The following is a 21,970-nucleotide window of genomic DNA, read 5'->3' as shown; positions in this document are numbered from 1 at the left end:
CCCTTTCCGCCAGGGGTCGCTCTGTGGACGGGCTTGACCTCAAGTCGTGTTGAGGTATTACCGTCCGAAGACGTGACCGTTCATCCGCTCCGCCTCGCCCTCCTCGTCCGCAGCGCGGAGGCCAGTCCGTTCTGCCGGGCGCTGATGACCTGGTTCAGCCGGCAGGTGGAGAGCCGGGACGACTTCAAGCTCGACCTCGTCGACCTGTCCGCCACGGCTGACCTGCGGCCCCGCATCGCCGACGCCGACGCGGTCGTCATCCTCGCGCCGGAGTACAACCACGCCTACCCCGGCGACCTGAAGACCGCGATCGACTCCGTCCGCGAGCCCTGGTACGGCAAACCGATCGGCTTCGTCGTGTACGGCGGCCGCTCGCGCGGGCTGCGCGCCGCCGAGCAGCTGCGCCTTGTCTTCGGCGAACTGCACGCCGTCACGGTCCGCGAGACGCTCAGCTTCCAGCAGTACCCGGGCTCCAACGACCCCGAGGAGCTCGACGACCTGGCCACCGCCGCGGCCGCTACGGCTCTGCTCGACCAGCTCGCCTGGTGGGCTCGAGCTCTCCGCGATGCCCGCAGCACGACGCCGTACCCCGCCTGATTAGCTAGACCCTTGTGACCCACGTAGTCGACGTCACCGCGTTCGGCGCGGACCTTGGCGGCCTTCAGGACAGCACCCCGGCCGTCGTCGACGCGCTGGCCCACGTGAAGACGCTGAGCGGCCCGGTCCGCCTCCTCTTCCCGCGCGGCACCTACCAGCTCTATCCCGAGCACGCGGTCGAGCGGGAGTTCTACATCTCCAACACGGTCGGCGCCGACCAGGCCCACCGGCTCAAGCGCTTCGCGTTCCTGATCGAGGACTTAGCCGATCTGACGATCGACGGCGACGGTTCGACGTTCCAGCTGCACGGCCTGATGGGCCTGTTCGCCGTCGTCCGGTCCGAGCGTGTGACGATCAGCAACTTCGCCTTCGACACCTCGGCGCCGAAGGTCGTCGACGTGACCGTCGCGGAGACCGGTCCGGCGTACCGGGTCCTCAGCATTCCGCCGGGTAATCCTTATGTCGTTTCACCTGGTCAGCTCGCTTTCCATGGCGAGACCAGCCCAGCCACCGGTACGCCGTACTGGAGCCACACCACCGACGAGATGTGGTACTCCCAGCTGCACGACCCGGCGACCCAGCGCACCTGGCGCGGGCCGAACCCGCTCTTCACCGACGTCTCTGCGCTGACCGATCTCGGCGATCACCGCGTGCGCGTCGACTACTCCGACGCCGTGGATCCTGAGGACGAGGGCCTCGTCTACCAGCTCCGCGAACCCACCCGCGACACCGCGGCCGGCTTCATCTGGGAGTCCTCACAGGTCACGGTCACGAACCTGAAGGCCGGCTACCTGCACGGCTTCGGCATCGTCGGACAGCTCAGCACGGACCTCACGGTGACGGACAACGAGTTCCACGCCAACCGCTCGATCGGACGCAGTACAGCGGCGTTCGCGGACATCCTGCAGATGTCGGGTGTGCGCGGCACGGTGACGATCACGGGCAACCTGTTCGACGGCGCGCACGACGACCCGATCAACGTGCACGGCACGTACGTCGAGGTCGTCGCCCGCTCGCGCGACCAGCTGAACCTGCGGTACATGCACGACGAGACGGCGGGTTTTCCACAGTTCCACCCCGGCGACGTCGTCGAGCTCGTCGACAAGCTGACGATGGTCGGCGTCGGCCAGGCGACGGTCACCAGGGTCGACGGCCCGACGGGTGTCGACAGCAGCAAACCGCTGACCACGATGATGATCACGCTCGACCGCGCCGTACCGGAGGTTGTCGTCCCTGGTGGGTACGTCGTCGAGAACCTCACCTACACGCCGTCCGTGCGGATCGCCGGCAACACCTTCCGCAACATCCCGACCCGCGGCGTCCTGCTCACGACGCGGGGGAGCAGCGTGATCGAGGACAACGTGTTCGACGGGATGAGCATGGCGAGCATCTACGTGTCGGCCGACGCGCACCAGTGGTACGAGTCGGGGCCGGTGCGCGATCTCGTCGTCCGGGGCAACCAGTTCCTGCGGCCGGCGACGCCGGTGATCTGGTTCGACCCGACCAACCAGGTCGAGGGCGAGCCGGTGCACCGCGGCGTACGGATCGAGGACAACGAGTTCCAGCTGACCGGCGACGGTGAGGTCCTGCGCGCGAAGAGCGTCGGCGGGCTGGTCTTCACCGGCAACCGGGTGGTTGGCGGCAAGCCGTCGTACACCTTCACCGGGTGTACCGACGTGTCGGTGGAATAGCTCGGTGGACCGGCCGGTTGGGGTTGTACGTGACGAGTGAAGTGATGCCGCTGTCCGTGCTCGACCTGTCTCCCGTGCCGACCGGGACCAAGCCGTCGGAGGCGTTGCACGAGACGCTGGAACTGGCGAAGACCGCCGAGGCGGCCGGCTACAGCCGCTTCTGGCTGGCCGAGCACCACAACATCCCGAGCGTCGCGAGCTCCACGCCCGAGGTGATGATCGCGGCCGTCGCCGCCGTCACCTCGACGATCCGCGTCGGCTCCGGCGGCATCATGCTCCCGAACCACTCCCCGCTGAAGGTCGCCGAGACCTTCCGCGTCCTGGCAGGCCTGCACCCCGGCCGGATCGACCTCGGCATCGGCCGCGCGCCCGGCACCGATCAGCGCACCGCGCTGGCGCTGCGCCGCAGCCGCGAGGCGCTCGCGGCCGACGACTTCCCCGACCAGTACGCCGAGATGCGCGCGTACGCCGAGGGCTTCCCCGCGGACCACCCCTTCGCCCCGATCACCGCGCAGCCGTCCGACGTACCGCTGCCCCCGGTCTGGATCCTCGGCTCCAGCACGTACGGCGGCCAGGCCGCCGCGATCCTCGGCACCGGCTTCGCGTACGCCGGCCACTTCGGCACGCTCGACCCCGCCGGCGTGATCGGCAAGTACAAGGAAATCTTCCAGCCGTCGCCCGAGCAATCCGAGCCCCACGCGATCCTCGCCCTGGCCGCGATCGTCGCCGAAACCGAAGAACGCGCCCAGCAGCTGGCCCAGGCCAACGCCCTCTCCATGCTCCGCCTCCGCTCCGGCCGCCCCGGCCCCCTCCCGTCCCCCGAGGAAGCCGCCGCCTACCCGTGGTCCGAGGGCGAGAAGGCCGCCGTCGAGGAGTGGACCAACGTCGTCTCGGTCGGCACCCCCGACCAGGTAGCCGCCGACCTAGGCCGCCGAGCCAACCAGTCCGGCGCCGACGAGCTGATCATCACCACAGCCATCCACGACCCGGCGGAACGCCGCCACTCCTTCACGCTCCTCGCGGAAGCCTGGGGCCTCAAACCCCGCTGAACACGACTCTCGCGGTGGTCCACAGGTGCGTGGACCACCGCGAGACGGTGTCGAGCCGGCCCGCGCCGGTACTCGGTGTGTCGGCTACTTGCTGGGAACCGCCGCGCAGGCGAGATCCTGAGCCGGACGCTCTCCGCGGATCAGGAAGTCGTCCACCGTGTTCTTCCCGCAGGTGTTGGGACTGTTCGGGTATATGCCGTGTCCCGCTCCGTCGACGGTCACCATCGTGGCCCGCTGCCCGAGCGCCTTACGCATCTGCTGGGCACTGGCCAGCGGCGTGCCCGGGTCACGCTCGTTCTGGACCAGGAGAATGTTCGACGGTCCACGGTCGGTGATCTTCACCGGCGGCTCGGCGTGCTTGCCGGGCCAGAACGCACACGGGCTGATGTTGGCCGTCGAGCCACCCAGCATCGGGTACTTGATCCGGTCGATCACGACGGCACGCTGGTAGTGCCGGATCGAGGTCGGCCACTGCGAGTCGCCGCAGACCACGTACAGCCGCGCGGACAGTGCGTTGTCGGCGCCCTCAGCCGGCTGGACCGGGACTGGCTGGTTGTTGTCGACCAGCTGCCAGATCTTGGCGATCGCGGGCATCGCCAGGTCGTCGGCCGCGTACAGGTAGCCGAACGTGGTCGCGCGGAAGGTCCGCTCGTCCATGCCCGGGACCGGTTCTGCCTTCAGCTGCTTCGCGAGCTCGAAGTACTTCGCCCGAACCTGCTGCGGCGTGCTGCCCAGGTTGTACTCAGGGTGTTTGGCGGCCCACTTCGCGAAGTCCGGGAAACGGTCCTCGAGCCCACGGCCGAACAGCCGCATCTGCTCGGCGGTGTAACCCTGCGGGGTCATGATGCTGTCGAGCACGACCCGGTCGGTGGTCTTCTTGAACAGGGTCGTGTACACCGCACCCAGGTAGCTGCCGTACGAGGCGCCGAGGTAGGAAGCCTTCTTCTCACCCAGGGCCACCCGGACCCGGTCCATGTCCCGCGCGGTGTTCGCGGTCGTGATGTGCGGGAGCAGCGACGCGGTCTTCGAGGTGGCGCACTGCTTGGCCACGGTCTGCGCGTACTTGGCCTCCCGGACGACATCGGACGGTTTGGTCGCGTAACTCGGCCAGGCGCCGGCGACCTGCTGGGCCGGCGTGGAGTCACAGGTCACCGGCGTGCTGCGGCCGACGCCGCGGGGGTCCATGCCGATGATGTCGTAGGCGTTCTGCAGCCCCTTCGACAGTCCGTACTGGACCATGGACGACGGGTAGTTGAGCCCCGGCGAGGCGGGACCGCCCGGATTGGTCAGCAGGATGCCGCGGCGCTGCGACGGGTCCTTGGACGCCAGCCGGGAGATCGAGATCTCGATCTGACGGCCGTTCGGCTTCTGGTAGTCCAGTGGTACGTCGAGCGTCGAGCACTCCAGCGGCACGAACTGGTCGAGGTCCGCCGGGCACGGAGCCCACTTCAGGGTGCTCGCCGGGGCCTTGGTGGTCGCGGTCGGCGTGCTCGCCGCTGAGACCTCGGGCGTCGCTACCTGCGCCAAGGCCGGTACGGCGACCGCCGCCACCGCGACAGCGGCAAGAACAGGTTTCAGGGTTCTTCGCATTCTGATTTTCCTCCACAGAGGCGCTCGCCGGCGCCGAAACGGTCACGATGCAGCCAGTCTTCGGCGCGGCGGTACCCGGGCGACAGCACCATCGGTCCCCGTTCCGCCTTCGATCGGATGACCGGCGAGTCTCCGAAGGGATGACAGGGCCGGCTACGGCGAGTGACGAATGAAGGGGCACCTGCGTGAAGCGGATGCGGACTGAGGAGAGTTATCCACAGGTCAGGTTCTGACGTGCTCGAAGATCAGGCTGGTTTCGGCGTGGACCACCGCGGGATCCGCCGTCAGATGGTCGAGCACGAAGTCGCGGAGCGCGTCGGGAGATTCGGCTGCCACGTGCAGCAGGTAGTCGTTGGCGCCGCTGACGTGGAAGAGCGACAGGACGCCGGGTAGCCGCGGGACCATCGCGCGGAAGCGGTCGATCTCGTCGCGGGAGTGGGCTCCGATCCGGATCGCCACCATCGCCTGCAGCGGGCGCCCGAGCGCGGCCAGGTCGACGTCCGCGTGGAATCCGCGGATCACGCCGCGGTCGCGCAGCGCGCGGACGCGCGCCAGGCAGGTCGACGGGGCGATCCCGGTCGCCTCGGCGAGCGCGGTGTTCGGCATCCGGCCGTCCGCGGTGAGCAGCCGGACGAGCTCCAGGTCGACCTCGTCGAGTCCCGCGGGGACCGGCCGGGGGGCCGGTCCGGGGCTCCGGCGATCCTTCGGCATGACCTCACTGTAAGGGCCATCCACAGAATCCACAGCGTGTGGATAGACCTGTGGACGAATTTTCTTCGGAACTCTTGCCCCAAACTCGCAGAAGATTCCACAGTGGCCGCACCGCAGACGGACCGAAGGAGGCCACGATGGACACCCGTGCAGTGCACGCCGGCCGCGACGACCTGACCGCACTCGGCGTGCACGTCCCCCCGATCGACCTCAGTACGACGTACCCGCTGACCGACCTGCAGGCGGGCGGCGCGGCGTACGACCGCCTGGCGACCGGCAGCGACCCGGCCGGCGGCAGCCTCGTCTACCAGCGGCTGTGGAACCCGAACGTCGCCCGCCTCGAGACCGCTCTGGCCGAGCTGGAGGCCTGCGACGGCGCAGTTGCCTTCAGCACCGGCATGGCCGCGCTCACCGCGGTCCTGCTCGCCACAGTCGCCGGCGGCAAGCCGCACGTCGTCGCCGTCCGACCCCTGTACGGCGGCTCGGACCACCTGTTGTCCACAGGCTTGCTCGGTACGACGGTCAGCTGGGCGACCCCCGACACCGTCGCCGATGCGCTCCGCCCCGACACCGGGCTCGTGCTCATCGAGACCCCGGCCAACCCGACGGTCGAGCTCGTCGACATCGCCGACGTGGTCCGCCAGGCGTCCGGCGTACCGGTGGCTGTGGACAACACGTTCGCGACACCCGTACTCCAGCAGCCCGCGCAGCACGGCGCCACGCTCGTGCTGCATTCGGCGACCAAGTACCTGGGTGGCCACGGAGACCTGATGGGCGGACTGGTCGCGGGCCCAGCGGAGTGGGTCGCCAGGATCCGGCAGCTGCGTGCGGTGACCGGGGCGCTGCTCTACCCGCTGGCGGCGTACGAGCTGCACCGCGGACTGCAGACGCTGCCGGTCCGCGTCCGCGCTCAGCAGGCCGGCGCCGCGAAGGTGGCTGACTGGCTGAGCACCCACCCGGCTGTGGACAAGGTCTACTACCCCGGCCTGCCCGAGTGCGATCCGCGCGGACTGGTCGGACGGCAGCAGAAGGGGCCGGGCGCCGTACTGGCGTTCCGGACGAGCCGGGCCGACCAGCTGCTCGCCAGGCTCGAGCTGATCACCCACGCGGTCTCACTGGGCGGTGTGGACACGTTGATCCAGCACCCGGCCGCGCTGACCCACCGCCTGGTCGCAGCCGAGGCCAAGCCCGACCAGGACCTGCTCCGCCTCAGCATCGGCCTGGAGGACCCCGAGGATCTGGTCAACGACCTCGCGCAGGCGTTGGCCTGACACAGCCCCGGAGCCCGCACTCAGGGGAGCGGGCTCCGGCCAGTACGACGTCCACCTGGCTCAGACGCTGACCGGCTGGGTCAGCACCCGGTCGACGATGCCGTAGTCGAGCGCCTGCTCCGGCGTGAACCACCTGTCCCGGTCGAAGTCCTCGGTGATCCGCTCCACCGACTGCCCGGTCCGGTCGGCCAGCAGCTGCGCCAGCTGCTTCTTGGCCAGCAGCGACTGCTCCGCCTGGGTCTTGATGTCACTGGCCGTCCCGCCCATCCCGCCGGACGGCTGGTGCATCATGATCCGCGCGTGCGGCAGGCTGAACCGCTTGCCCGGCGTACCGCAGGCCAGCAGGACCTGTCCCATCGACGCGACCAGGCCCATCGCGTACGTCGAGACCTCGTTGCTGATGAAGTTCATCGTGTCGAGGATCGCCAGCCCGGCCGACACCGAGCCGCCGGGGGAGTTGATGTAGAGCGAGATCTCCGCCTTCGGGTCCTCCGCGTTCAGCAGCACCAGCTGGGCGCACAGCGCGTTGGCGTTCTCGTCCTTGATCTCGTCGCGCAGGACGATGATGCGCTGCCAGAGCAGGCGCTGGTAGATGTGCTGGTCGAGGTCGGTGGTTCGCTGGTTCTCGCTCATGTCTCCCAGCGTGACCGCCGCGGGGCCGGGCGTCCCGGGAATCTGCCCGTGGCAGATCTGCCCACCGCAGACCCGTCCGGGGTGGCACACTCGGTACAGGAACCACTGAACCGAGGAGGACCAGACGTGCTGCTACGCCAGGTGATCGGGAACGTCTTCCGCCGGCTGCGGCGCGAGCGGGGGATCACCCTGCGCGAGCTCGCCGAGGTGGCCCAGGTGTCCGTGCCGTACCTGTCCGAGATCGAGCGCGGCCGCAAGGAGCCCTCGTCGGAGATCCTGGCCGCGATCTGCCGGGCGCTCGACCTGGAGCTGTCCGACCTGCTGGCCGAGGTGCAGTTCGACCTTGCCACCGCGGTCCGGGCCACGATGCCGGTCCGCCTGCAGACGGCGGCGATCCGTGTCCAGGAGTCCGCTCCGCACCGGATCGGGACCTCCTCGCCGCAGTCGTACTCGACCACCGCGCAGGCGTTCGCCCTGGTCGCGTAGCCGGTGCTGTACCGGTCAGCCCGGGGGAACGCTCCTGGCTCTGGCCCGGCTCCCGGTCTGCCGGTCCCTGCCTCGCCAGGCTCTCTGCGTACGGCGCCTGCCGAGGTGCTGGCGTTCCACCAGAGCCTGGCCGACTACGCCCCCACGCCGGTCCACGACGTACCGACCCTGGCAAATGAGCTCGGCCTAGGCCGGGTGCTGGTGAAGGACGAGTCCCAGCGCCTAGGCCTGCCCGCCTTCAAGGCGCTCGGCGCCTGGTGGGCTATCCACCGCGCCCTCCAGCCCGACACCGAGGTCCTGGTCACCGCCACCGACGGCAACCACGGCCGCGCCGTCGCCCGCCGAGCCCGCATGCTGGGCCTGCGCTCCCACGTCTTCATCCCCGACGTGGTCAGCGCCGCAGCCATCGACGCCATCCGCTCGGAGGGCGCCGAGGTCACCGTCCTCCCCACCTCGTACGACGACGCGGTGCTCGCCGCTGCCGACTCCATCACCCCAGGTCGCCTACTGATCCAGGACTCCGCCTGGCCCGGCTACGAGGAGATCCCGCAGCTCATCGTCGACGGCTACTCGACCCTGTTCCACGAGCTCGACCTCGACGCCGACCTGGTCGTCGTACCGATGGGCGTCGGCTCAGTCGCCCAAGCCGCAGTCACCCACTGCAGCACAGTCCTCGGCGTAGAGCCCAGCAGCGCCGCCTGCGTCACCAGCAGCCTGTTGGCCGGTCACCTGGTGACTGTGGAAACCAGCAGCACGGTCATGGCCGGCCTGAACTGCGGTACGCCGTCCAGCCTCGCCTGGCCGGTCCTGCGCGACGGGCTCCACGCGTCGGTCACTGTGGATGACCCAGAAGCGCTGCAGGCCTCAGAAGACCTTGCAGCGTTGGGCATCTCGTCCGGTCCAAGTGGAGCAGCCACGCTGGCCGGACTGCGCGCTGCACGCGCCGAGCTCGACCTGACCGCCGACAGCACCGTCGTACTGATCAGCACGGAAGGCCGCTAGATGGAACTGCGGGTGCGATTCCCCGTCGACGACCAGGTGCTCTCGGCCCTTCACTCGTTGGCCTTTGGCGCACCGGGTGAGATCCAGCCCTGGGCTACCCGCCTGGAGCGCCACGCACTCACCTGGGTCGGTGCCTTCGACAACGACGAGCTGGTCGGCTTCGTGCAGGTCTGCTGGGACGGCGGCGCCCACGCGTTCGTCCTGGACACTGCCGTCCACCCGGACCACGGCCGCAAAGGGATCGGCTCACAGCTGGTGGCCCGGGCCGCCGACGAGTCGCGGGCGGCCGGCTGCGAGTGGCTGCACGTCGACTACGAGCCGCACCTCGAGAGCTTCTACCTCGACGCGTGCGGCTTCACACCGACCGAAGCCGGGCTGCTCAAGCTGCGCTGATCGCAGTCAGGCCTTCGGTGGAGACGCAGGAGATCAGGCAGCGCTCCTTGGCGTCGCCCAGCAGGTCAGCGGTCCAGCGGGTGAAGCCACCGTCGCCCAGCTCGTTGCCGGCGACACCGACGCCGATCGCCGTACCGGAGTAGTACCCGGCGCCCTTGGTGCGCTCGGTGTCCTCCACGACCTTCACCGGAAGCCCCGGCCGTACGGTGTCGTCGATCCGCTCCCGGACCGCACTCGGCTCGAACGTGGTGAAGCTGAAGTCCGCCTGCTCACCTAGTACGGCGTACCAGTAGCGCAGGTGATCCAGCAGCAGCTCCGCCTCCGTGCGGCCCGACCCGGTGTCCCGCGCCGACGACACCAGCGCGAACAGCTGGAAGTGCGCGGACATCCCCGGCGCCTCGTTGACCTGCGCGCGCACCACGCGCTGACAGGTCGCCAGGTCGACGCGCTCGGCACCGGCACGTCGCCGTACGGCGGCCTCGAGCGCGAGCTCGTTGGTGGGATCGCTGGCGACCTCGGTGTTCCGCATGGTGCTCAGGACCATGTTCTGGTGGATGGTGGACACGGCCGAGCACGTGCCGAGCGGCGTGACCGGCGACAGCTCGACACCGGCGAACCGGTCCGGCAGCAGGTCCCAGAGGCGCGCCTGAGTCCGGACCAGCGCCCGCGGGTCGGCCTGCGACGGCTGGACGAAGCGGTCGTTGCGCCAGCGGTCCATCACCCGGGCCGGCGCGAGCTTGCCCGCGCGCTCACGGCTGACGTCCAGCAGCGCACTCTGCAGGTCGGACGGACTCAGCCCGTCGACCAGCGCCTCCCGGGTCCCGGCGGGAAGCTTCGACCAGATCCGATCGCTCGTCATGGGCCAAGCCTGGCCGAAAGTGTGGACGGGCGCGCGCTAATTAGCTCTGTACCTACTAGTATGTTCAGGACGTCGACCGAGAAGGAGCGGACCGTGTACGCGATGCAGTACGAGGTGACTTTGCCGGCGGACTACGACATGGGGATCATCCGGCGCCGGGTGGTGGAGCGCGGCGCGGCGACCGACGACTTCGAGGGGTTGGGGCTGAAGGCCTACCTGATCCAGGACCAGGCGAACGGGGCCGCGGTGAACCAGTACGCGCCGTTCTACCTGTGGAACGACTCCGCCGGGATGGCGAGGTTCCTGTGGGGCGGCGGGTTCTTCACGGGGATCTGCCAGTCGTTCGGTCGGCCGAGCGTGCGGCACTGGACCGGCGTGGACTCGCTGCCCGGGCCGGACGTCGACCAGCCGGCTGTCGCGGCGACGAGGAACACGCTCGTGCTGCCGCCGGACGTGGATCCGACCGGTCCCGTGGCGGAGGCTGTCGAGTCGTTGCGCTCGGTCGCTCAGCTGCCGGGGGTGCACAGCTCGGCGATCGCGGTGGATCCGACCCGCTGGGAGCTGGTCCACTTCACGCTGTGGAGCGGCGAGCCGGGGATCGTGCCGGGGACCCGCTACCAGGTGCTGCACTTATCCACACCCGGGACAAAAGAGCTTCTCGCCGGGTGAGGTCGCGGGTATTTTCTAGGCATGAGATATCCGAGCCCGTTCCTTTGACGTCCTGACCGCCTCTCGGTCCGCATCGTCGCCTACGAGGCGTTGCAGGACCTGATCCCGCTGTATCCGCTGTACCAGTTGCTGTTCGAGGATCACGGGCTGACGCCCACCGAGATCTCGACCCTGTTCATCATCTGGTCGGCGACAGCGTTCCTGCTGGAGATTCCGTCCGGTGCGTTGGCCGACGTTTTCTCCCGCCGCAAGCTCCTGATGCTGGGCCCTGCGCTGACCGGCATGGGCTACGCAGCGTGGATCACCGTGCCGTCGTACGCCGCCTTCGCTCTCGGCTTCATCCTGTGGGGAGCAGGGTCCGCCCTGATCTCCGGCACGTACGAAGCCTTCGTGTACGACGAGCTGGCAGCCCGCGGCACCACCAGCAAGTACGCAAGCCTCCTGGGCAAGGCAAGATCAGCAGCCCTAATCGCGAACCTGACGGCTACCCTGCTGGCAATCCCTTTGTTCGCCTTGGGTGGCTACCTGCTGGTCGGTGTGCTGAGCGTTTTAAGTTGCCTAGCGCAACTACTAGTCGCAGCGTCTCTTCCGGAGGCAACCCGAGTAGCTTCAGCCGACGAAACCGATCCTGAGGAAAAGGACGGTGGCTGGCGGGGTGCTCTCGACCGGTACGCCGGAATGCTGCGCGCCGGCCTCCAGGAAGCCTCGACCAGTCGCGTGGTTCGGCGGGCCGTAGGACTGGTTGCTCTGCTGGGTGGCTTCCTCGCGTTCGACGAGTACTTTCCCTTGCTGGCCAGGGGAGTGGGGGCGACCACCACCTTGGTGCCGCTGCTGATCGCGGGGACCGTGGCTGCGCAGGCGATCGGTGGTGCGCTGGCGGGACCGGCGTACCGGCTGCCTGCCTCGGTGTTCGCGGTGGGGCTGGGAGCCACGGCAGGACTGATCTCCTGGGGATCGTTGAGCGGGACGGCCGCGGGGTTCGTTCCGATCGCGGTCGGGTACGGCGTGATGCAGCTGGTCATCGTCGTCGCGGACGCCCGCCTGCAGGACGCCATCGAGGGTCCGGCACGAGCGACCGTGACGTCGGTGTCCGGCTTCTTCGCCGAGGTGTTCGCGGTCTCGGTGTACGCCGGGTTCGCGCTCGGCGCCGTCTGGGTCAGCCTGCCGGTCCTGGTCGCCGGCCTGACCGTCCCCGTGCTCCTCACCGCACTCATCACCCCGAAGGCTCTACCCCCACCGCCGAAGGAGGAGAACCAGCCCACTCACACCACCGCGCCGCCGTCCGTTCCATGAACAGAATTCGGTGTCGGCCGAACAGTCCAGCACCTACGGTCAACTCATGAGAACACCGAGGAGTACGCAGTGACAGATCGGCGACAAGCAGTCCTCGCGGGAGGTGCGGCGGCCATCACCGTCGTGCTCTGGGCCTCGGCCTTCGTCGCGATCCGGCACGTCGGCCACGAGTTCTCGGCCGGCGCGCTCTCCCTCGGCCGCCTCGTCGTCGGAAGCGTCATCCTCGGTGCCCTCGTCTTCACCCGCCCACGCCGCTGGCCGGCCAAGCGCGACTGGAAGCTCCTGCTGGTCTGCGGTCTGCTCTGGTTCGGCGTCTACAACGTCGCGCTCAACGAAGCCGAGCAACGCCTCGACGCCGGTACGGCGGCCATGCTCGTCAACATCGGCCCGCTTCTGATCGCCGTACTGGCAGGTCTGCTCCTCAGCGAAGGCTTCCCGCGCCGTCTGGTCATCGGCAGCGCGGTCGCGTTCGCCGGCGTACTGCTGATCGGGACCTCGTCGTCCAGCGGCCAAGCCGAAACCTGGGGAGTCATCCTCTGCGTCGCAGCTGCCGTCGCCTACGCCATCGGCGTCGTAGCCCAGAAGCCCTTGCTGGCCAGGCTTCCCGCGCTCGAGGTCACCTGGATCGCGTGCACGATCGGCGCGATCAGTTGCCTGCCGTTCGCGCCCGCGCTCGTCCGCGAGACCGCCGACGCGAGACCGTCGACGATCTGGTGGGTCGTGTTCCTCGGCGCGTTCCCGACCGCGCTCGCCTTCACCACCTGGGCCTACGCCCTCGCGCGGACGAGCGCCGGCCGGATGGGCGCGACGACGTATCTGGTCCCGCCGCTCACGATCTTCCTCGGCTGGCTCCTGCTCGACGAGTCACCCGCGCCACTCGCGTACGCCGGCGGCGCGCTCTGCCTGCTCGGGGTCGCGATCTCCCGCCTGAAGGCCGGTCAGCGCAAGGTCGACTCGATGCCGCTGACCAAGACCGTCAACGCCGACTCGAATCCGCTGTCGAAGTCGTAGTGCAGTCCGTCCCGCCCGAGGGCGAGCACCACCCGGCTCAACGTCGGCGCCTTGCCCTCGGGCAGTTTCTCCACCCGGTCGACCAGATCCGGCGCGAGGTCGAAGGTCGCGGCCCGCACCGACAGCTCGCCGAGCAGGAAGCCGTGCACGAAGTCGACGAGCGTGTTCACCGACTCGAAGATCGCCCGCGGCGCCAGGCCGCCACGGTCGAGCGCGCGGTAGAACGGCTCGACCGTCACCACCACGACGTCCGACACGGCTGACGGATCCGACAACACCTGCAGCGCCAGATTCGGGTGCGCCTGCAACGCGGCCCGATAGGCCCGCGCCGCGTCCTTCAACTCCTCCTGCCACGACAGCCCGGCCCGCGGCTGTACGTCGTCCAGCCCAGCGAAGACCACCTCCGCCAGCCCGGCGAACACGGCCGCCTTGTTCGGCAGGTGGTGGTAGATCGACATCGGGTTCACCCCGAGCGTCCCGGCCAGCCGGCGCATCGTCATCGCCTCGACGCCCTCGTCGTCGACGATCTTCAGCGCCGCCGTCAGGATCGCGTCCCGGCTCAGCCGCTCCGCCCCGGCGCGCGGCCGACCCGGCTTGCCAGCACTATTCATACGCCGTATGGTAGCGGAATCGTACAGTGTATGGATAAGGACGGTGGGTGGGATGTCGAGCAAGCCTCTGGACGGCAAGGTGGCGCTGGTCGCGGGTGGGACCCGGGCGGCGGGACGTGGGACGGCGATCGCCCTGGGGGAAGCCGGTGCGACGGTGTACGTGACCGGCCGGACCACGCGCACCCAGCAGTCGGAGATGCAGCGGCCGGAGACGATCGAGGAGACCGCCGAGCAGGTCGAGCGGGCCGGCGGCCACGGGATCCCTGTCCAGGTCGACCACCTCGAGCAGGACCAGGTCCGCGACCTGATCGCCCGGATCGAGCGTGAGCAGGGCGCGCTGCACATCCTGGTCAACGACATCTTCGGCCTGACCACGATGGAGTGGGACAAGACCGTCTGGGAGTCGTCGCTCGACGTCGGGCTGCGGACCTTCCGGCTCGCGGTCGAGACGCACGCGATCACCAGCCACTTCGCGCTGCCGCTGCTGATCAAGCAGCCGGGCGGTCTCGTGATCGAGATGACGGACGGCACCGACGAGTACAACGCGACCAACTACCGCGTCTCGTTCTTCTACGACCTCGCCAAGGCGGCGGTGAACCGGATGGCCTTCTCGCTGGCCCACGAGCTCAAGTCGCACGGCGGCACCGCGCTCTCGCTCACGCCGGGCTGGCTCCGGTCCGAGGCGATGCTCGAAGGCTTCGGCGTCACCGAGGAGAACTGGCGCGACGCGACCGAGAAGATCCCGCACTTCGCCATCTCGGAGAGCCCCTTGTACGTCGGCCGAGCGGTCGCCGCGCTCGCGGCCGACCCCGAGGTCGCGCGATGGAACCAGCAGTCCCTGTCGAGCGGTCAGCTCGCCCAGGTCTACGGCTTCACCGACGCCGATGGCAGCCAGCCGGACGCGTGGCGGTACATCGTCGAGGTCCAGGACGCCGGCAGGCCCGCCGACACCACGGGCTACCGCTGATCGCAGCTGAGGTGTGCGGCCGCGATGGGCACGCCCAGTTCGGCCGCAAGCCGCAGTACCTCCCGGCGGGACGTCGTAGCCACAGCAGGCTCCCGCTCGTAGACGTAGACCAGCTCAGGCCACTTGGCCTGAGCTGGATGCACCAGCACGTCCCCAGCAATCAGTGCGCGATCGGTCAGCACCGACTGGTGCCCCGGGGTATGCCCGGGCGTAGGCAGCAGCGTCACGCCGGCAACAGACACCCGTCCGTCCACAGCCCGCAGCTGCGACCCGAGCGGCTCGATGAGATTCCGGTACGTCGTACTGCCCCGCGCATGATCCAGCTCAGCCTGCTGCACGACGTATTGCGCATTGCCGAACCGCGGCCGATCGCCATCGGTGTTCCACCCCGCATGGTCGAGATGCACATGCGTGAGGATCACCGTGTCGATCTCATCAGCGCCAACCCCAGCCGCCTCCAGCAGTTGAGGCAGTCGCCCCGCCGTCCCCAACCACTCAGCCGCCTCCCCACCAGCCGGCCCGACCCCGGTATCCACCAGCACAGCGTGCTGGTCGGTAGTCACCAGGTACGAGTGGAAGTGCAGCAACCACCCCCCATCAGCCGCAACGTTTCCCGGCGCCGCCGACTCGGTCCAGCTCTGCTGCTCGGCAGACCAGCCAGGCAGAGCGTCGCCGACAGGCTCAGGGAACACCGCCACCGCGTCACACAGCACCGTCACGTCCACCCGCCCATTGTTGGGACTCAGGGGAGCAGCATCCAGGTGCCGAGGGCCGTCATCACGACGGCGATGGCGCCGTCGAGGAACTGCCAGGCGCGAGCGCGGGAGAAGACCGGGCCGAGCTTGCGCGCGAAGTAGCCGAGGGAGAAGAACCAGAAGAAGCTGCCGATGACGGCGCCGATGCCGTAGAGCCAGCGGCCGTCGGCGCCGCGCTGGTTGGCGAGCGAGCCGAGCAGGACGACGGTGTCGAGGTAGACGTGCGGGTTGAGGTAGGTGAACCCGAGGCAGGTCAGCAGCACGCTGCGCAGCGCGACCGGGGCGTGGTCGGCGGCGGTCAGCGCGCTCGGCCGGAACGCGCGGCGGGCCGCGACCACGGCGTACCCGAAGAGGAAGAGCGCACCGGCGTACTTGGTGATCGCGAGGGCAGTGGCGTTGCCGGTGAGCAGGGCGCCGAGGCCCGCGATGCCGCTGGTGATCAGCAGCGCGTCGGACAGGGCGCAGATCAGGACGACCGGCAGAACGAACTCGCGCCGCAGCCCTTGGCGCAGGACGAAGGCGTTCTGCGCGCCGATGGCGACGATCATGGACAGGGTCGTGGCGAAGCCGGCCAGGAGGTTCACCCTCTGACGGTAGGAAGATCGGCGCCCACAAACCAGCTAAAGATTCTTCACTACCATTAGCATCACTTCACATGCAGATCGACTCGTCCCAGCTCGACACCTTCGCGGCGGTGATCGACGAAGGCAGCTTCGACCTGGCGGCCCGGCGGTTGCGGATCACACCGTCGGCGGTCAGCCAACGGATCAAGGCGCTGGAGAGCCGAGTCGGTCAGGTCCTGATCCAGCGCGGCAAACCGGCCCGTACGACGGCCGCCGGCGACGCGTTGCTGCGACTGGCCCGGCAGGTCTCGCTGCTCGAGGTCGAGGCGATCGCCGCGGTGAAGGGCACGGTCGAAGGGCTACGCGTGCCGATCGCGGTCAACGCGGACTCGCTGAACGGCTGGTTCCTGCCCGCGCTGCTCGCCGTACCGCAGGATCTGGTGACGGCGTTCGACCTGCACCAGGAGGACCAGGACCACTCCGCCGAGCTGCTCCGCGCTGGCTCGGTACTCGCGGCCGTCACCGCCGACCCGCGACCGGTGCAGGGCTGCCGAGTGATGCCGCTCGGCCGGATGCGGTACCTGTCGATCGCCACACCGTCGTACGCCGAACGCTGGCTCACCGGCCGCCCGCTCGCGGAGGCGCTCGGGGACGCGCCGCTGCTGGTGTTCAACACCAAGGACATGTTGCAGCACCGGCTGATGCGCAAGGTGACCCGGCGACGGCTCGATCCGCCGGTGCACTCGATCCCCGCGCCCGGGCCGTTCGTCCGCGCGATCCGGCTCGGGCTGGGCTGGGGGATGATCGAGGAGGAGGTGGTCGAGGACGACCTGGCCGCCGGCAAGCTGGTGGAAGTTGCTAAGGGCAAGTACGTCGACGTGCCGCTGTACTGGCAGTACTGGAAGCTCGATTCGCCGGTTCTGGACGCGCTCACCGAAGCTGTTCGGCAGGCAGCGGCCGACGGGCTCCGTACTGCTTGAGGTCGACCGCGTTGCCGACCTTCAACGGCAGCTCGTCGATCAGCTTGCGCCACGGCAGGTACGGCATCAGCCGGAACGTGAGGTTGCGCAGGGCAAGGAACGCGCGACTGCCGGGGATGAACCAGCGAGCGCCGTCGACCGCCTGCTTCTGACAGGCCGCGACGAACGGCCGCATCACCTCGTCGTACGCGGCGAACGCCCGCGCGTGAGCCGTCGTAGGGTCGGCGTTGTCGAGGGCTGATTGCAGTTCGCCGGCGAGCACGTACGCTCCGACGATGCCCAGGCTGGTGCCCATCCCGGACAGCGGTGAGGCGCAGTAGCCGGCGTCGCCGACGAGCGCGATCCGGCCGCGGGAGTAGCTGTCGAGCTTGATCTGGCTGATCGAGTCGAAGTAGAAGTCGTCGGCCACCCGCAGTTCGCTGAGCAGACGCGGGACCTCCCAGCCGATGCCCGCGAAGGTGTCCTCGACGAGCTGGCGCTGGGCGGCGGTGTTCCGGCGATCGACGTTCAGGCCCTCGGTGGCGAAGTAGAAGAGCGCCTTTGCCTCGGTGTTGCCGCAGGCGGAGTACGCGCCGACCGTCTTGCCGGGCACGCTGAGCAGACGGCCGGTGTGGTCGAGGTCGAGATGGTTCGGCACGGTCGCGACCGACACGGCGTACCCGAGGTCGTGCCGGAAGGTTTCCTCAGGCCCGAACGCGAGCCGCCGCACGTTGGAGTGCAGTCCATCGGCCCCGACGACGAGGTCGAACCGACGCGGCGCTCCGCGCTCGAACTCGACCAGTACGCCGTCCGCATCCTCGCTCAGGCCGGTGATCGAGTCGCCGAACACGTACTCGACGCGGTCACGCGTAGCGTCGTACAGGACCTCGACCAGATCGCCGCGGAGTACCTCGAGCTCACCGCTGAACGCGGTCGGCGAGGTCCGGGCGACGGTCTTGCCGGACTCGTTCACGTAGTCCATGCCGCCCATCCGGGTGGCGCGCGCCTCGACCGCGGCCCGCAGGCCCATCCGGTCGAGGACGTCGAGGGACGCACCGCGGAAGTCCACCGCGTAGCCGCCGGGGCGGGGTGCGGGCGCCTTTTCGATGACGGTCACGCAGTGGCCGAACCGCTGCAGCCAGTACGCGAGGGCCGGGCCGGCAACGCTGGCTCCGGAGATCAGGATTGTTGTCATGCCATCGACTGTACGTAAGTCTTAGACAGTTGTGCAAGACGTTCGTGTGAAGATTTTCGCTACGATCGACGGCATGGGCAATCGCGAGGCTTTGATCGAGGGCGCCAAGACCTGCCTGCGGGAGAAGGGCTACACCCGGACGACCGCACGGGACATCGCGACCGCGGCCGGGGTGAGCCTGGCCGCGATCGGTTACCACTTCGGGTCGAAGGACGCGCTGCTGAACGAGGCGATGCGGCAGGCGCTGAGCGAGTGGGGTGACGAGCTCGGCCGCACGATGAGCGCCGGTCCCACCGCGGACGCCGTACCGGACGACCGCTTCGTCGCGACCTGGGCGCTGGTCGCCGACACGTTGTCCAACCCGGCGAGCCGGGCCCTGTGGACAACGCAGTTCGAGATCCTCAGCCAGGGATCACAGCTGCCCGACCTGTTGCAGGCGGTCTCCGCGATGCAGGTCGAGGCGCGCGACGGGCTGGCCGCGCTGTTCGGCGCGACCGACGCCGACTCCGACGAGGCGACCGCGCAGCAGGTCGGCTCGTTCCTGCAGGCGCTGCTGCTCGGGGTGGTCGCGCTGACGATGTTCGACCCCGAGCGAGCGCCGAGCGGCGAGGACCTGTCGGCGTCGATCCAGCTGATGGCCGCGAAACTCGCCCGCTAGGCTCGCCTCACCCGGCGGGTTTCCGCATCCCCGGCCGCGTTCCTCTGGTCGAAAGGTCGTCCTGCTGTGAAGAAGATCGTCGCGAGCGCCTTCGGTGTTCTGCTGACCGTCGCCGGCGTGGTCTGGACCCTGCAGGGTCTCGGCTACCTCAAGGGCAGCTCGATGACCGGCAGCAGCTTCTGGGCCGTCGTCGGCCCGGTCGTCGCCGCGCTCGGAGTCTCACTCCTGTGGGTCACCTTCCGAGGCCAGCCGAAGCGCTGACTCGCTACGGCTAGCTGTACTGACCAGGCACAGCTAGCTGAGCTCGGACTCCGGCCAGCGCAGCGCCATCGGGTTGTCCGGCGGGATCAACCCCGACGACATCATCAGCGTGCTCATCGGCCGCACCAACCGCTCGAGCTCATCAGCCTTCTCGTCGCCGAGCGCCCGCCACCCCTGCTCGGCCAGCCGATCGGTCGTGGCTTCGACCTCCCGCCGTACGGCGTGCCCGCGCTCGGTCAGTACGCCGTCATCGTCGAGCAGCCCGCGCTCCCGGAGATCCCGCTCGGCCTCGGCCCACTCGTCGTCACTCCACCGCCGACTCTGCCGGTACACCTCCTTCGACGGCCCACCCGACGCCGTCAGCGTGAGATTCGCCTGACACGGGCTGATCCCGGCCGCGATCAACGCCGCGACATGCCCGTCACCCCGCGATTCCCGCAGGATCGTCGTCGCCTGCCACAGCACGAGATGCGGTTCGTCCGCCCACTCCAGTACGGCGTTCGCCGCCGCCAGCGGCCGCCCCGCCGTCGGAGCCACCTCAGCCGCCTCTCGCGCGATCTCGGCCGCCTGGCGCACCGTCGGGCTGCTCACCACCTCAGGCAGCAACCGCCGTACGGCCTTGTCCACAGCCTCCAGCCGTACGCCGAGCAACTGCTCCGGCGAGGCATACCCCCAAGCGTCCGGGATCGCCCGCGCCACCATCCCCGGATGAAAGTTGTAGAACACGGCCGCCACCACCTCCGGCCCCACCGCCCCCAACGGAGCCGCCCGGCAGGCGAAGTAACTCATCCACCCACCCCGCAACCCCAACGCGTCCGTCGCCTGCCGAGTCTCCGGCGCGAAGTAGGTCACCGCATGAACCGGCTCCAACACCCGCCACAACCGCCGCGCCCGAGTCTCCGTCATCCCCCGATCCAAACACGCCCACACCTTCCTCACACCCCCATGTGACCCACCAGCCACCCCGCCACGCGCTGCCTGCCACCTAGTTGCCCATCACCTGCCACCAGTTGCCCATCACCTGCCACCAGTTGCCCATCACCTGCTGCCCGCGCTCCGCACCCGCCCCTCGCATCCCCGAGGCCGGCGGACGGTGCAGGTCAGCGGCCTCCAGTTGCCCGTCACCTGCTGCCCGCGCTCCGCACCCGCCCCTCGCATCCCCGAGGCCGGCGGACGGTGCAGGTCAGCGGCCTCCCCTCGGCGGAGTGCGGACTGCCTGAATGAGAGGGTTCCTGCATGGGAATCCGGGTGCAGTGTGTGAACTACGACGCGATCGACCCCGCCGCGCAGGCTCGCTTCTGGGCCGAGGTACTGGGCTGGCGCATCACCTTCGAGCACGAGAAGGAGTACGTCCTGGAGCCCCCGGCCGGCAGCCCCGAGGACGGCATCGTCCCCGACATCCTGTTCCTCCGGGTCCCCGCCGACGAGACCAAGACCCTCAAGAACCGCCTCCACATGGACCTCCGCCCCGAAGACCAGGCCACCGAAGTAGCCCGCATCGAGTCCCTCGGCGGCAAGCAGATCGACATCGGCCAGGACGACTCCGCCTCCTGGGTAGTCATGACCGACCCCGAAGGCAACGAGTTCTGCGTCCTCCGAGCCTTCACCCCAGAAGAGCTGGCGTCGTTCTGACGAACCAGAGCCGGGACACCCCACCACCTCCGGGAGCACCCACCACGTGAGTCGGTGCCCCTTCCCCACCTGAACCGGTGCCCCAGCTACAGCAGTCTGTACGCCGCTGCGGCGATCAGCCCCAGCTGAGTCGGTGCCCCAGCCCCAGTTGGGTCGGTGCCCCAGCCCCAGCTGGGTCGGTGCCCCAGGCCCAGTTGGGTCGGTGCCCCAGCCCTAGCTGGGTCGGTGCCCCAGGCCCAGTTGGGTCGGTGTGCCCCGGCACGAACCAAGTCGGCGACCACCCTGGCAAGGCTGAGCCAGCAGAAGACCCACCAACCAAGCCGGCCGCCCCGACCAGAGGCCACCACCTGCGGAGTCGCGGGAGTCCAGCCGTCGCCATGCGCCCACGCGTCGCCGGCCAACGTACGACGCAGGCGATTGCAAAGCGCTGGCGGAGAGTGCGGAGATCGGCCGGAGCCAGGTGCTGGCGCTGAACGCCGAGCAAGTCAGCTAGCCCGCCGCCGAGCAGGCAGGCGTGCAGGTTGCTGCGTGGTGAGCGCGGGGCGTCGGACTCCACCTTCCAGCCGCGCTTCGCGATTAGCTCACCGACCTGTACGGCGGCCGCCGTGCGGTCCCCACTGCGGGCGGACGCGGTCCACCCGGAGACTTGCTGGTTTCAGGCGTCGAGTCCCTCGAAGGCTGGACCGCGGCGGCCGTCGCCTACCCCCAGCGACTGACTACTCCCGGGGACGCTGAACCGGTTGCAACGTCGGTTCCGCGCAGGAACATCTGGCGGCACATCCACGACGAGGACGACATGCGTGAGGCGTGGGCGTAGATGACGAGAACCTTCGGGGTCGCATCGGACCTGGCGCGGGCGCGCCTGGTGAGCTGAGCTGCCGGTGCGCCGCAAGTTCGCCAACGGGTGGCACGCACGTCGCGGGCTTCGATCGGGCGCTGGCGCGATGGCCGAGCGCTTCGGGCCGGCACGAGCCCTGGCGTTGGGCGCATGCGTGGTTGTCGGAGTGGGCGGTTGGGGATTTGGCACGGGGCGGTGGCTTACGGGAGTGAGCGGTTTGGGGGGTTGGCGCGGGGCGGTGGCTTGCTGGCGTTGGCGCGTGTGGTGGTTGTGGGA

Annotated in this window: 24 protein-coding genes; 15 read left to right on the top strand and 9 right to left on the bottom strand. The window is 69.2% G+C overall.

The annotated features are described in order from the left end of the window. Positions 1 to 72 precede the first annotated feature (72 nt). From ACYVIO_RS05415 to ACYVIO_RS05405, 3 genes are read left to right on the top strand one after another with little or no spacing between them, the layout of a single operon-like run. Positions 73 to 597, top strand: coding sequence for an NADPH-dependent FMN reductase (locus ACYVIO_RS05415; RefSeq protein WP_460649529.1), 525 nt, complete (start codon positions 73 to 75; stop codon positions 595 to 597). Between the two features lie 14 nt (positions 598 to 611). After that, positions 612 to 2,288 (top strand): right-handed parallel beta-helix repeat-containing protein, encoded by a 1,677-nt coding sequence (locus ACYVIO_RS05410; RefSeq protein ID WP_460649528.1) that lies wholly within the window; start codon positions 612 to 614, stop codon positions 2,286 to 2,288. 29 nt (positions 2,289 to 2,317) lie between these two features. Beyond that, positions 2,318 to 3,337: an LLM class flavin-dependent oxidoreductase gene (locus tag ACYVIO_RS05405; RefSeq protein WP_460649527.1), complete on the top strand. Its 1,020-nt coding sequence runs from the start codon at positions 2,318 to 2,320 to the stop codon at positions 3,335 to 3,337. An 84-nt stretch (positions 3,338 to 3,421) separates the two neighbouring features. On the opposite strand, the gene ACYVIO_RS05400 is transcribed toward ACYVIO_RS05405, so the two are convergent. Continuing rightward, positions 3,422 to 4,927, bottom strand: coding sequence for an alpha/beta hydrolase (locus tag ACYVIO_RS05400; RefSeq protein ID WP_460649526.1), 1,506 nt, complete (start codon positions 4,925 to 4,927; stop codon positions 3,422 to 3,424). Between the two features lie 222 nt (positions 4,928 to 5,149). After that, a complete protein-coding gene (locus ACYVIO_RS05395; protein WP_460649525.1) occupies positions 5,150 to 5,638 on the bottom strand; it encodes an Lrp/AsnC family transcriptional regulator in 489 nt (162 codons plus the stop codon). 137 nt (positions 5,639 to 5,775) lie between these two features. Here ACYVIO_RS05395 and ACYVIO_RS05390 point away from each other — a divergent pair, with 137 nt between their 5' ends. After that, the gene (locus ACYVIO_RS05390; RefSeq protein ID WP_460649524.1) at positions 5,776 to 6,909 is read left to right on the top strand and encodes a trans-sulfuration enzyme family protein; all 1,134 of its coding nucleotides are present in this window, start codon (positions 5,776 to 5,778) and stop codon (positions 6,907 to 6,909) included. Positions 6,910 to 6,969: 60 nt separating this feature from the next. Here the strand turns inward: ACYVIO_RS05390 and ACYVIO_RS05385 are convergent, their stop codons facing one another. After that, positions 6,970 to 7,542 carry a ClpP family protease gene (locus ACYVIO_RS05385; RefSeq protein WP_460649523.1) on the bottom strand — a complete coding sequence of 191 codons (573 nt, stop codon included), beginning with the start codon at positions 7,540 to 7,542 and terminating at the stop codon, positions 6,970 to 6,972. Positions 7,543 to 7,668: 126 nt separating this feature from the next. Between ACYVIO_RS05385 and ACYVIO_RS05380 the strand changes: the two genes are divergently transcribed. The 3 genes from ACYVIO_RS05380 to ACYVIO_RS05370 all read left to right on the top strand — a co-directional run bounded on the left by ACYVIO_RS05380 (position 7,669) and on the right by ACYVIO_RS05370 (position 9,423). Next, the gene (locus tag ACYVIO_RS05380; RefSeq protein ID WP_460649522.1) at positions 7,669 to 8,028 is read left to right on the top strand and encodes a helix-turn-helix domain-containing protein; all 360 of its coding nucleotides are present in this window, start codon (positions 7,669 to 7,671) and stop codon (positions 8,026 to 8,028) included. A gap of 105 nt (positions 8,029 to 8,133) precedes the next feature. Then, the gene (locus ACYVIO_RS05375) at positions 8,134 to 9,030 is read left to right on the top strand and encodes a pyridoxal-phosphate dependent enzyme (RefSeq protein WP_460649521.1); all 897 of its coding nucleotides are present in this window, start codon (positions 8,134 to 8,136) and stop codon (positions 9,028 to 9,030) included. Next, positions 9,031 to 9,423 carry a GNAT family N-acetyltransferase gene (locus ACYVIO_RS05370; protein ID WP_460649520.1) on the top strand — a complete coding sequence of 131 codons (393 nt, stop codon included), beginning with the start codon at positions 9,031 to 9,033 and terminating at the stop codon, positions 9,421 to 9,423. It begins immediately after the preceding gene. Here the strand turns inward: ACYVIO_RS05370 and ACYVIO_RS05365 are convergent. Beyond that, complete coding sequence (locus tag ACYVIO_RS05365) at positions 9,410 to 10,282, bottom strand: hypothetical protein (protein ID WP_460649519.1); 873 nt, start codon at positions 10,280 to 10,282, stop codon at positions 9,410 to 9,412. The genes ACYVIO_RS05370 and ACYVIO_RS05365 overlap by 14 nt on opposite strands. A 60-nt stretch (positions 10,283 to 10,342) precedes the next feature. Between ACYVIO_RS05365 and ACYVIO_RS05360 the strand changes: the two genes are divergently transcribed. The 3 genes from ACYVIO_RS05360 to ACYVIO_RS05350 all read left to right on the top strand — a co-directional run bounded on the left by ACYVIO_RS05360 (position 10,343) and on the right by ACYVIO_RS05350 (position 13,255). Further along, entirely contained in the window at positions 10,343 to 10,951 is a 609-nt protein-coding gene (locus ACYVIO_RS05360; protein ID WP_460649518.1) for a DUF4865 family protein, read from the top strand. Between the two features lie 90 nt (positions 10,952 to 11,041). Continuing rightward, positions 11,042 to 12,244 carry an MFS transporter gene (locus ACYVIO_RS05355; protein ID WP_460649517.1) on the top strand — a complete coding sequence of 401 codons (1,203 nt, stop codon included), beginning with the start codon at positions 11,042 to 11,044 and terminating at the stop codon, positions 12,242 to 12,244. 69 nt (positions 12,245 to 12,313) lie between these two features. Then, positions 12,314 to 13,255 carry a DMT family transporter gene (locus ACYVIO_RS05350; protein WP_460649516.1) on the top strand — a complete coding sequence of 314 codons (942 nt, stop codon included), beginning with the start codon at positions 12,314 to 12,316 and terminating at the stop codon, positions 13,253 to 13,255. Here the strand turns inward: ACYVIO_RS05350 and ACYVIO_RS05345 are convergent. Next, positions 13,183 to 13,866 carry a TetR/AcrR family transcriptional regulator C-terminal domain-containing protein gene (locus ACYVIO_RS05345; RefSeq protein ID WP_460649515.1) on the bottom strand — a complete coding sequence of 228 codons (684 nt, stop codon included), beginning with the start codon at positions 13,864 to 13,866 and terminating at the stop codon, positions 13,183 to 13,185. The genes ACYVIO_RS05350 and ACYVIO_RS05345 overlap by 73 nt on opposite strands. Before the next feature lie 52 nt (positions 13,867 to 13,918). Here ACYVIO_RS05345 and ACYVIO_RS05340 point away from each other — a divergent pair, with 52 nt between their 5' ends. Continuing rightward, on the top strand, positions 13,919 to 14,833 hold the full coding sequence (locus ACYVIO_RS05340) for an SDR family oxidoreductase (protein WP_460649514.1): 915 nt from the start codon (positions 13,919 to 13,921) through the stop codon (positions 14,831 to 14,833). Here the strand turns inward: ACYVIO_RS05340 and ACYVIO_RS05335 are convergent. Further along, positions 14,824 to 15,558 (bottom strand): MBL fold metallo-hydrolase, encoded by a 735-nt coding sequence (locus ACYVIO_RS05335; protein WP_460649513.1) that lies wholly within the window; start codon positions 15,556 to 15,558, stop codon positions 14,824 to 14,826. The genes ACYVIO_RS05340 and ACYVIO_RS05335 overlap by 10 nt on opposite strands. Before the next feature lie 17 nt (positions 15,559 to 15,575). Next, positions 15,576 to 16,172, bottom strand: coding sequence for a LysE/ArgO family amino acid transporter (locus ACYVIO_RS05330; protein ID WP_460649512.1), 597 nt, complete (start codon positions 16,170 to 16,172; stop codon positions 15,576 to 15,578). 71 nt (positions 16,173 to 16,243) lie between these two features. Between ACYVIO_RS05330 and ACYVIO_RS05325 the strand changes: the two genes are divergently transcribed. Next, on the top strand, positions 16,244 to 17,131 hold the full coding sequence (locus ACYVIO_RS05325) for a LysR family transcriptional regulator ArgP (protein ID WP_460649511.1): 888 nt from the start codon (positions 16,244 to 16,246) through the stop codon (positions 17,129 to 17,131). Here the strand turns inward: ACYVIO_RS05325 and ACYVIO_RS05320 are convergent. Continuing rightward, a complete protein-coding gene (locus ACYVIO_RS05320; protein WP_460649510.1) occupies positions 17,082 to 18,305 on the bottom strand; it encodes an FAD-dependent monooxygenase in 1,224 nt (407 codons plus the stop codon). The genes ACYVIO_RS05325 and ACYVIO_RS05320 overlap by 50 nt on opposite strands. Positions 18,306 to 18,351: 46 nt before the next feature. On the opposite strand from ACYVIO_RS05320, the gene ACYVIO_RS05315 reads away from it, so the two are divergent. Next, complete coding sequence (locus ACYVIO_RS05315; RefSeq protein WP_460649509.1) at positions 18,352 to 18,963, top strand: TetR/AcrR family transcriptional regulator; 612 nt, start codon at positions 18,352 to 18,354, stop codon at positions 18,961 to 18,963. Between the two features lie 66 nt (positions 18,964 to 19,029). Then, complete coding sequence (locus ACYVIO_RS05310) at positions 19,030 to 19,224, top strand: hypothetical protein (RefSeq protein ID WP_460649508.1); 195 nt, start codon at positions 19,030 to 19,032, stop codon at positions 19,222 to 19,224. Between the two features lie 33 nt (positions 19,225 to 19,257). On the opposite strand, the gene ACYVIO_RS05305 is transcribed toward ACYVIO_RS05310, so the two are convergent. Then, positions 19,258 to 20,130, bottom strand: coding sequence for an SCO6745 family protein (locus tag ACYVIO_RS05305; protein WP_460649507.1), 873 nt, complete (start codon positions 20,128 to 20,130; stop codon positions 19,258 to 19,260). A 330-nt stretch (positions 20,131 to 20,460) separates the two neighbouring features. Here ACYVIO_RS05305 and ACYVIO_RS05300 point away from each other — a divergent pair, with 330 nt between their 5' ends. Beyond that, complete coding sequence (locus ACYVIO_RS05300; protein WP_460649506.1) at positions 20,461 to 20,856, top strand: VOC family protein; 396 nt, start codon at positions 20,461 to 20,463, stop codon at positions 20,854 to 20,856. The last annotated feature ends 1,114 nt before the right edge of the window (positions 20,857 to 21,970 follow it).

The organism is Kribbella endophytica (genome assembly GCF_054781295.1).
Note: the sequence above shows the minus strand (reverse complement) of the source record. Positions and strands in the feature narration are given on the sequence as shown.